At 72.1% G+C, this 9105-nt stretch carries 11 protein-coding genes; 9 read left to right on the top strand and 2 right to left on the bottom strand.

Annotated features, from left to right (window positions below):
* Together SACHA_RS19525 and SACHA_RS0100370 are read left to right on the top strand one after the other, a co-directional pair.
* Positions 1-1358, top strand: a 1358-nt coding sequence (locus SACHA_RS19525; RefSeq protein WP_019806284.1) for an MFS transporter, incomplete at its 5' end; no start/stop codon positions are given.
* 10 nt (positions 1359-1368) lie between these two features.
* Positions 1369-1875 carry a DUF2771 family protein gene (locus SACHA_RS0100370; RefSeq protein ID WP_028662749.1) on the top strand — a complete coding sequence of 169 codons (507 nt, stop codon included), beginning with the start codon at positions 1369-1371 and terminating at the stop codon, positions 1873-1875.
* Between the two features lie 127 nt (positions 1876-2002).
* On the opposite strand, the gene SACHA_RS0100365 is transcribed toward SACHA_RS0100370, so the two are convergent.
* Positions 2003-2389, bottom strand: a complete 387-nt coding sequence (locus tag SACHA_RS0100365) for a cold-shock protein (RefSeq protein WP_019806280.1) — start codon at positions 2387-2389, stop codon at positions 2003-2005.
* Positions 2390-2545: 156 nt separating this feature from the next.
* On the opposite strand from SACHA_RS0100365, the gene SACHA_RS0100360 reads away from it, so the two are divergent.
* On the top strand, positions 2546-2779 hold the full coding sequence (locus SACHA_RS0100360; RefSeq protein ID WP_019806278.1) for a hypothetical protein: 234 nt from the start codon (positions 2546-2548) through the stop codon (positions 2777-2779).
* Between the two features lie 25 nt (positions 2780-2804).
* On the opposite strand, the gene SACHA_RS19520 is transcribed toward SACHA_RS0100360, so the two are convergent.
* On the bottom strand, positions 2805-3467 hold the full coding sequence (locus tag SACHA_RS19520) for an HAD family hydrolase (protein WP_019806277.1): 663 nt from the start codon (positions 3465-3467) through the stop codon (positions 2805-2807).
* An 81-nt stretch (positions 3468-3548) separates the two neighbouring features.
* Here SACHA_RS19520 and SACHA_RS0100350 point away from each other — a divergent pair, with 81 nt between their 5' ends.
* The 6 genes from SACHA_RS0100350 (at position 3549) to SACHA_RS0100325 (ending at position 9062) form a co-directional block, all read left to right on the top strand.
* Complete coding sequence (locus SACHA_RS0100350; RefSeq protein WP_019806275.1) at positions 3549-4172, top strand: TetR family transcriptional regulator; 624 nt, start codon at positions 3549-3551, stop codon at positions 4170-4172.
* A complete protein-coding gene (locus tag SACHA_RS0100345) occupies positions 4169-5140 on the top strand; it encodes a R2-like ligand-binding oxidase (protein WP_019806273.1) in 972 nt (323 codons plus the stop codon). Before SACHA_RS0100350 ends, SACHA_RS0100345 begins: the two co-directional genes overlap by 4 nt.
* A gap of 59 nt (positions 5141-5199) precedes the next feature.
* Positions 5200-6234, top strand: a complete 1035-nt coding sequence (locus SACHA_RS0100340) for an ion channel (protein ID WP_019806271.1) — start codon at positions 5200-5202, stop codon at positions 6232-6234.
* 127 nt (positions 6235-6361) lie between these two features.
* Positions 6362-6733 (top strand): YccF domain-containing protein, encoded by a 372-nt coding sequence (locus SACHA_RS0100335; protein WP_019806269.1) that lies wholly within the window; start codon positions 6362-6364, stop codon positions 6731-6733.
* A 94-nt stretch (positions 6734-6827) separates the two neighbouring features.
* Positions 6828-7355, top strand: coding sequence for an SRPBCC family protein (locus SACHA_RS0100330; protein WP_019806267.1), 528 nt, complete (start codon positions 6828-6830; stop codon positions 7353-7355).
* A 51-nt stretch (positions 7356-7406) separates the two neighbouring features.
* Positions 7407-9062: a RecQ family ATP-dependent DNA helicase gene (locus tag SACHA_RS0100325; RefSeq protein WP_019806265.1), complete on the top strand. Its 1656-nt coding sequence runs from the start codon at positions 7407-7409 to the stop codon at positions 9060-9062.
* The last annotated feature ends 43 nt before the right edge of the window (positions 9063-9105 follow it).

The raw sequence follows: 9105 nt of genomic DNA, 5'->3' as shown, positions 1-9105 counted from the left end.
CCCGGGTCGCCGCGTTGCGCGGCCGGGAGCTCGGCGGCAGCGCCGTCGCGCTGTTCCAGCGGGCCACGCGGGCCGACGGGGCGGACAGGTCCGGGCTGACCTCGCTGACGTACGCGGTGATGCTGAACTACGCCAGCGACGCCGCCATGGCCGTGGCGCTGGCGAACACCCTGTTCTTCGCCGCGAGCAGCGGGGAGAGCCGCGGCCGGGTGGCCCTCTACCTGTTGATCACGATCGCGCCGTTCGCCCTGGTGGCACCGGTGATCGGGCCCGCGCTCGACCGCATCCAGAGGGGCCGCAGGCTGGCCATGTGCCTCGCCTCGGTGGGCGCGGCCCTGATGTGCGTGGTCATGGCGCTGAACTTCGACACCTGGCTCCTGTACCCGGCCGCGCTCGGCAAGATGGTCCTGTCGAAGTCGTTCCTGGTGCTCAAGGCCGCCGTCACACCCCGGGTGCTGCCGCCCGAGATCACGCTGTCCACGACCAACGCGCGGCTGGCCGTGTTCGGCCTCGCCGCGGGCGGTGTGTTCGGCGCGGTGGCGAGCGGGGTGAGCTGGGCGTTCGGGTCGGCGGGCGCGTTGTGGTTCACCGCCGTGCTGTGCGTGGCCGGGGCGGTGCTGGCCCTGCGGATCCCGGCGTGGGTGGAGGTCACCGAGGGCGAGGTGCCCGCCTCGCTGACCGCTCCCCGCCCGGCCGTGACCCGGCGGCAGCCGTTGAGCAGGCACGTCGTGGTGGGACTGTGGGGCAACGGGTCGATCCGGGTGCTGACCGGCTTCCTGATGATGTTCGCCGCGTTCGCGGTGAAGGTGCAGACCGAGGACGCGGGGCGGAGCCCGTTCGTCCAGCTCCTGCTGCTCGGTGTGATCGGCGCGGCGGCGGGGGCGGGCGGCTTCCTCGGCAACGCGCTACGCTCCCGGATGCGGTTCGGCCGACCCGACCAGCTCGTGCTCGCCTGCCTGGCGGCCACGCTGGCCTCCACGGTGCTCGCGGCGGTGCTGTCCGGCCTGGCCACGGCGGCCGTGGTGGGTCTGGTGGGCGCGACGGCGAGCGCGCTGGCGAAGAACAGCCTGGACGCGGTGATCCAGCACGACCTGCCCGAGGAGTCCCGCGCGTCGGCATTCGGACGGTCGGAGACGGTCCTGCAGCTGGCATGGGTGTCCGGCGGGGCGGTGGGTCTGCTGCTGCCGCCGACGTACTGGATCGGGTTCCTCGTGGTGTCCGCGCTACTCGCGCTCGGGCTGACCCGGACCTGGCTGGTGCGGCGTGGGACGTCGCCGCTGCCCTCCCGCTTCCGGGGGCGCCGGAAGCGGGACGCCCGGGACAGCCCCGAGACCGCTCCGGTCGGCGGCGGCTCGTAGTCTCGCCCGCATGCGACGCACAGTAGTAGCACGGGTGGCACCGCTGGCCGCAGGCGCGGCCGTGCTGGCGGGTTGCTCGGCGCCCGCACCTCCCGAGGTCACCTTCTACGCCGACGGGGAGTCGGTGCACGCCCAGCCGTGGCGCTACTGCGACGCGCTGGTGACGTCCTGCGAGTCCGACCCCGATGAGCCCTCCGTCCTCGACGTGCGGGCGGGCGAGCCGGTGCAGGTCTCGGTTCCCACGGACGTCGCCGAGACCCCGTGGCTGGTCAACATCCAGTACACCGACTCCGAGGGGACGGTGCGGCCGATCCGGCAGGAGGTGTTCACCCCGGGCGAGCGACACGCCTACACGGCCGTGCCCCAGGCACCGGCCGAACAGCTGCTCGTGGTGGAGGTCCAGCAGCTCAGCAAGGCCTACGCGGCCGACGCGCAGGGCAACCCGGTCGTCGACGAGTCCGGACGGCCCCAACTCGTCGCCCGCGCCGTGTGGGCCCTGCGCATCGATCCGTCCTGACGGCCCGCGCCTGCTGCGGCCGGTTCGTCGGAGACCATCCCGGCGCCGAAGATCTCGGTGGCGATCCGGGTGAGATCGGAGAACGCGCGGCCGGGCCACCCGACCGCCGCGCGCCCGGCACCGGACGTCACGGGTCCAGGTCGCGGGCCACCGCGCGCATCACCTCGGCGATGCGCTTGGTGTTCTTGCGCTCCGGGTAGCGCCCCTTGCGCAGGTTGGGCTGCACCCGCGCCTCCAGGAGCTTGATCATGTCCTCGACCATGCCGTGCAGTTCCTCGGCCGGACGGCGCCGGGCCTCGGCCACCGACGGCGGAGGGTCGAGCAACCGGACGGAGAGGGCCTGCGGGCCGCGCTTACCGTCGGCGACCCCGAACTCCAGCCGCTGACCCGCTTTGACAGCCTCGACACCTTCCGGCAGCGCGGACTTCCGGATGTAGACGTCCTTTCCTCCGTCCTGTGTGACGAAGCCGAACCCCTTGTCCGCGTCGTACCACTTGACCTTGCCGGTCGGCACTGCCCTCACCGTTCCTTCGCTCTCCTGCAACGGACCGCGTCACCACGGCCCCGCACGACGAACGCGCCCCAGGCGTACCCAGGACGCGCACCGGACAAGCGTATCTCGCCACGGGCGCGACGGCGAAGGTGATTGCGCCGCTCTAGGATGTGCGGCATGGAGACCGCTGTCCACGACACAGGTTCCGCCCCGACGCGCAAACCGTGGTTGATGCGGGTCGGTATCGGGATGTTCGCGCTCGGCATGATCGCCGTGGTCGCGGTGTTCGTCCTGTTCGCCGCCGGGTTCTCCGACCTGCCGGTGTGGCTGTCGGCCGTGGCGGGTGTGCTGACCCCGCTCGGTCTCGGGCTCGGACTGATCGCCCTGGTCCGGGAGCACCGCCGCCGGTAGTGGCCGGAACCGCCACCGGCCGTGCTCACCGGAGCGGTTCGGCGGGGCCGGCCGTGCCGGTGACGGAGGGAGAACCGCCGAACGCGGACTCCAGCCACCCGGGGAACTCCGCGAGTGAGCCGAGAACCGTGTGTGCCCCGGCGTCGCGCAGTTCTGCGTGGGAACACGGCCCGGTGGCGACCCCGACGCCCCTCGCCCCCGCGGCGCGTGCGCCCGCGACGTCCCCGGTGTGGTCGCCGACGTAGACCTGCGCCCCGTGCGCGGTCAGGGCCGTGGCCTTGCCCGCCGCCCAGAGGTCGCCGACCAGCTCGTCGACGTGGTCCGACCAGCCGAGCGCGTCCAGGTGCCGGGCGGCGTTCGGTGCGTACTTGCCGGTGACGACGAGAACCCGGCCACCCGCCGCCCGCACGGCGGCCAACGCCTCCTCCGCACCGGGCAGCGCGACGGTGCGGGGCACCACGAGGTCCGGGTAGTCGGCGCGGAAGCGGGACACGAGTTCGCCGATCCGGTCGGCGGGGGCACCGAACTCCCGCAGGACGCTCGCCAGCGGCGGCCCCAGGTTCGCGGCGAACCGTTCGCCGTCGAAGGCGAAGCCGGTCTCCTCGGCGAGCCGGTCCATGGCCACGACCATGCCCGGTCGCGGATCGATCAGGGTCATGTCCAGGTCGAAGCCCACGCAGAGTCGCACGGGCCCACCCTAATTTCTTGACATGCTGCAAAACGGTGTCAAGGCAATTGACATGGTGCCGACAGATGTCAAGATCACGGCGTGTCCCGCACCACCGGTTATGCCCGGCGTGTCCGGTCGTCCCTGCGCGAGGAGCTGCTCGACGCCGCGACCACGCTGCTCGCCCACCGCGGTTACGCGCGGGTGCGGATGGCCGACGTCGCCACCCGGGTCGGGGTCAGCAGACAGACGGTCTACAACGAGTTCGGCAACAAGCGCGCGCTCGTGCAGGCGGTCGCCCTGCGCACACTCGCCGAGTTCACCGACGGCATCCGGCACCGGCTGCGCACCGCGGGCGACGTGCTGGCGGGTCTGCACGCCGCCACCGCCTACACCATCGAACACGCCGGGGAGAACCCGCTGGTCGCCGCCGTGACCGGCACCGAGGTCGCCGAGGACCTGCTTCCGCTGCTGACCACCCGCGGCGAACCGGTCCTGCGGGCGGCCACCGACATGGCGGAGTCCTATCTGCGGGAGCAACGGCCGGAGCTGCCCGATCCGCGGTTCGTCGCCGAGACCGCCACCCGGCTGACGCTGAGCTACCTGGTGCTGCCCACGGCGTCGCCCACCGGAGCCGCGGACGGTGTGTGCGCCGTCCTCGGCCCCCTCCTCGGCGCCACCCCGGCCCCCACCCACACCGACGCGACCGAAGGGAATCACCCATGACCGGCACCCTGGACACCGGCCCCGAGCGCCGCGACGGCTTCCAGTCCCTGCGCCGCGGCGGACTGAACTGGGACTCGTTCCCGCTGCGCCTGTTCGTCAAGGGCAACAAGAAGTTCTGGAACCCCGCCGACCTCGACTTCAGCGCCGACCGCGAGCACTGGGAGTCCCTCGACGACGAGCAGCGCCGCTCGGCCACCTACCTCTGCGCGCAGTTCATCGCGGGCGAGGAGGCGGTGACCGAGGACATCCAGCCGTTCATGCAGGCGATGGCGGCCGAGGGCAGGCTGGCCGACGAGATGTATCTCAGCCAGTTCTGCTTCGAGGAGGCCAAGCACACCGAGGTGTTCCGGCGCTGGATGGACGCCGTCGGTCTCACCGGGGACCTGCACTCCTTCGTGGCGGAGAACCCGCACTACCGCAAGCTGTTCTACGAGGAACTGCCCACCTCACTCGGTCTTCTCACCGAGGATCCGAGCCCGGTCAACCAGATCCGGGCGAGCGTGACCTACAACCACGTCATCGAGGGCAGCCTCGCGCTGACCGGCTACTACGCCTGGCAGAAGATCTGCACCGGACGCGGCATCCTGCCGGGCATGCAGCAGCTCGTGCGCCGGATCGGCGACGACGAGCGCAGGCACATGGCGTGGGGCACGTTCACCTGCCGGCGGCACGTGGCGGCCGACGACTCCCTCTGGGAGGTCGTGCAGCAGCGGATGGGGGAACTCCTCCCGCACGCGCTCGGCATGATCGAGTGGGTGAACGAGCAGTTCGACGAGCAGCCGTTCGACGTCGACAACCAGGAGTTCGTGCAGTACGCGGCGGACCGCGCGCAGCGCAGGCTCGGCGCCATCGAGTCCGCGCGCGGCGCCGACGTCGCCGAGATCGACGTGGACTACTCCCCCGAGCAGCTGGAGGAGACCTTCGGCCGCGAGGACGAGAAGGCCTTCGCCGAGGCCGCCGCCCGGTGACCGGAGGGGCGGGAGCCGTGTTACAACGGTGACCGGCCCTCCACCCTCCGGGAGCTCCCGTGCCGTTCTTCCTGTCCCGCCTGCTGGCGAGGATCAGTCTGCTGACCTCGTGGGGCACGCCGATCGCCGTGACCGTGTTCGTGTTCCTCACGAGCTGGCCGTTGATGGCACTGGCCGAGCCGGACGGCAGTGAGCTCGTCGAACCGGCGAACTACTGGTGGTACTTCGTGGTGACCGCCGCGACGGTCGGCTACGGCGATCTCTCCCCCGCCTCGCCCGCCGGGCACGTCGTCGGTGCCTACGTGATCGTGGGCGGGATCGCGGCGCTGACGACGGTGTTCACCAAGCTCGCGTCGCTGCTGGAGAAGGCGAGGGGACAACGGATGCAGGGAGCGATCAGGGTGAACCTGTCCGGACACACGGTGCTGCTCGGATACCTGCCCGGGCGCACCGAGCGGGTGGTTCCCGAACTCCGCGCCGAGGACGGCAGCGGCATCGTGCTGGGCACGTGGGACGACGTGGCCACCCACCCCATGCCGGGTGAGCCCGTCGAGTTCGTCCGGGGCGACCTCACCGACGCCGGGGTGCTGCGCCGCGCCGGTGTCGACCGGGCGGCACGCATTCTCGTCGACGTCCGCGACGACAACGAGGCACTGGCCGTCACGCTGGCCGTCGATCACCTCAACCGGGACGCACACACCGTGGTGACCTTGCGCGACATGGAACGGTCCTCGCTGCTGGGCTATGTGGGTGAACGGATCCGCCCCGTGCAGTGGCACACCCCACGGATGATCACCGAGGAGCTCCAGTCGCCCGGGATCACGGAGGTCTACGCGGAACTGATGACGCACGGCGGCGCCAACACCTACTCGGTGACGCTGCCGGAGACGGCCGGACCCGTCCTCGTCGACACCTGCCGGACCGCGCTCGGCCGCAACCACGGCGCCACGCTGCTGGCCGCCCGTACCGGCGACCACCTGCTGGTCAACCCGGACTGGCAGGAGGAACTACCCCCCGGCTCGACGCTCTACTACGTCAGCGCCACCCCCCTGACCCCCACCGAGATCGCCCACACCCTCGCCCGGGCACGGTGACCGTCCGTAGTAACCGTGAAGGGCACCTTCCCTGCACCACACGCAGCGAGGGGCACATTCACTGCGTCACACGCAGGGAATGTGCCCTTCACGGCAACACCCGACCGGGGTACGAGAGACTGGTGGGATGAACGCCGTGTTGAACGTGATCTGGTTGGTGTTGGCCGGGGTGTGGCTGGCGCTGGGGTATGTGGTCGCCGGAATCCTGTGCTGTCTGCTGATCGTGACGATCCCGTTCGGGCTCGCCTCCTTCCGGATCGCCGGGTACGCGCTGTGGCCCTTCGGCCGCACGGTCACCGAACGCGGCACCGCGGGGGTGCCGTCGATGCTGGGCAACGTGGTGTGGCTCCTCGTGGCCGGAATCTGGCTGGCGATCGGGCACATCGTCACCGGGATCGCCCTGTGCCTCACCGTCGTCGGCATCCCGCTGGGGCTCGGCAACTTCAAGATGGTGCCGGTGTCGCTGCTGCCCCTCGGCCGGGAGGTCGTGTCCACCTGACGGCCCACCCCGCGCGTACGTGCCGGGAGACCCGCGACGCGCACGCGGGGGGCGGCTACCGTCTCCCTCGACGTGCCGAGATCCGGGAGACGACATGCGCATCGCCGACCGACCGACGGAGGAGGTCGCCGTCCCCGTCGACGCACCGCCCGCGGTCGTCTGGGACCTGGTGACCGACATCGAGCTGCCCACCCGGTTCAGTCCCGAGCTGCACACGGTGCGGTGGCTGGACGGGGCGGACGTTCCGGCCGTCGGCGCGCGATTCGAGGGGCACAACCGCAACGACCTGCTGGGTGACTGGCGCACCGTCTCCGAGGTCGTGGAGTACACCGCACCGCGCGTGTTCGGCTGGGCCGTGCTCGACGCCGACGGCCGGTTCGGTCCGGCGGGCGCCGACCCCGCACATCCGGTCGCGACCTGGCGGTTCGTCGTCGACCCCGCCGGTGTGGGGACACGGCTGCGGCTCGCGGTGCGCCTCGGTCCGGCGCCGTCCGGGCTGACCGCGGCGGTGACCCGGGCACCGGGAAAGGAGGAGGCGATCGTCACGGGCCGACTGACGCAGCTGCGCCACGGGATGCACGCCACCCTGGACGGGATCAGGACGCTGGCCGAGGCCCGGTAGCCGACACGGGGAACGCGGGTTTCCCCGCCGGGGCGGGGGAACCCCGGTCGTGTGTCTCCCACCTCCCGCTCCCTCGACCGCGTCGCGGAGGAGTCGTTCGGCGTCGCCGCGCTCCGCCCCGAGCAGCGCAGAGCCATGGAGGCCGTGCTGGACGGCCGGGACGTGCTGCTCGTGCTCCCCAGCGGTGCGGGCAAGTCGCTCGTCTACCAGGTGCCGACCGTGTTCCTGCCCGGCCCCACCGTCGTGGTCTCCCCGCTGATCGCGCTGCAACGCGACCAGCTCGGTCATTTGGCGGACGACCCGGACGCGCCGGAGGCGGTGGCGGTGCACTCGGCCCAGCCCGGCGCGGAGTCCGACCGGGCCCTGCGCTCAGTACGCCGGGGCGAGGCCGAGTACCTGTTCCTGTCCCCGGAGCAGCTGGCCGATCCCCGGACGGTGGACCGGATGCGCCGCGCCGAGCCCTCGCTGTTCGTCGTGGACGAGGCCCATTGCGTGTCCGACTGGGGACACGACTTCCGTCCCGACTACCTGCGGTTGCGGCACGCGGTGGAGGAACTCGGCAGGCCGCCGGTGCTGGCCGCCACGGCCACGGCGAGCGGCCCGGTGCGGGACGACATCGTCGGGCACCTGGGCATGGTCGACCCCGTGCGCGTGGTCACCGGGTTCGACCGGCCCAACCTTTTCCTCGCCGCCACCCGGATCACCGACGACACGCAACGCCACGACATCGTGCGCGACCGGGTGCTCGCCGGGCCCACACCCGGCCTCGTCTACGCGCCCACCCGCGCGGACACCGAGACCTTCGCGGCGGAACTGGCCGAACACGGGGTCTCCGTGGCGGCCTTCCACGCGGGCCTTCCGGCGAAGGAACGCAGGCGCGTGCAGGACGCCTTCACCCGGGGCGGGGTCGACGTCGTCGTCGCGACCTCGGCGTTCGGGATGGGCATCGACAAGCCGGACGTCCGGTTCGTGGTCCACACCGCCCCGCCCGACTCGCTGGACTCCTACTACCAGCAGATCGGCCGGGCGGGACGGGACGGCGGGCGGGCCGAGGCGCTGCTCATCCACCGCGCCGACGACTTCGATCTCCAGCGGTTCCTCACGGCGGGCTCGTTCGACGAGGACAAGGTCGCCGAGGTCGCCGACACCGTCGCCGAGTACGACGGCACCGCCACCCCCACCGAGCTGGACCACGACGTCGACCAGTCGCACCGCAGCACGATGGGCAACCTCGGCCTGCTCGAACGCGCCGGCATCGTCGGGACCGCCCCCGACGGCGGCCTCACCGTCACCGACCCGGACACGCCACCCGCGCGGGCCGCGGCGGGGCAGTTCGAACGGCGCAGGGAACTGGACCGGTCCCGCATCGCGGTGCTGCGGGAGTACGCCGAGACCGCGGCCTGTCGCAGGCAGTTCCTCCTCGGCTACTTCGGCGAGCGGCTCGCCCACCCGTGCGGGGACTGCGACACCTGTGCGGCGGGTACCGCCGGAGCCCACGCCCCTCCCGCGGACGACGACGTCGAGTTCGACGTGGGCACCCGGGTGCGGCACCGGCAGTGGGGCCGGGGCACCGTGGCCACCCGGGAGGCCGACCGGCTCACCGTCCTGTTCGACGAGGGCGGGTACCGCACGCTGGCACTGTCGTCGGTCCGGCAGGGCGGTCTGTTGACCCCGGCCGGGGACGAGGGAGCCGCCGACGACGGCTGAACCACCGCCGCCGGGACGCGCCCGGCACCGCAGGGCGGGCCCG

This window comes from Saccharomonospora halophila 8, assembly GCF_000383775.1.
Lineage (GTDB): Bacteria > Actinomycetota > Actinomycetes > Mycobacteriales > Pseudonocardiaceae > Saccharomonospora > Saccharomonospora halophila.
Note: the sequence above shows the minus strand (reverse complement) of the source record. Positions and strands in the feature narration are given on the sequence as shown.

Bases quoted from the DNA above. Each gene is read 5' to 3' on its own strand.
- SACHA_RS0100370 (WP_028662749.1), top strand. From the start codon at position 1,369: ATGCGACGCACAGTAGTAGCACGGGTGGCACCGCTGGCCGCAGGCGCG.
- SACHA_RS0100360 (WP_019806278.1), top strand. From the start codon at position 2,546: ATGGAGACCGCTGTCCACGACACAGGTTCCGCCCCGACGCGCAAACCG.
- SACHA_RS0100345 (WP_019806273.1), top strand. From the start codon at position 4,169: ATGACCGGCACCCTGGACACCGGCCCCGAGCGCCGCGACGGCTTCCAG.
- SACHA_RS0100330 (WP_019806267.1), top strand. From the start codon at position 6,828: ATGCGCATCGCCGACCGACCGACGGAGGAGGTCGCCGTCCCCGTCGAC.
- SACHA_RS0100335 (WP_019806269.1), top strand. From the start codon at position 6,362: ATGAACGCCGTGTTGAACGTGATCTGGTTGGTGTTGGCCGGGGTGTGG.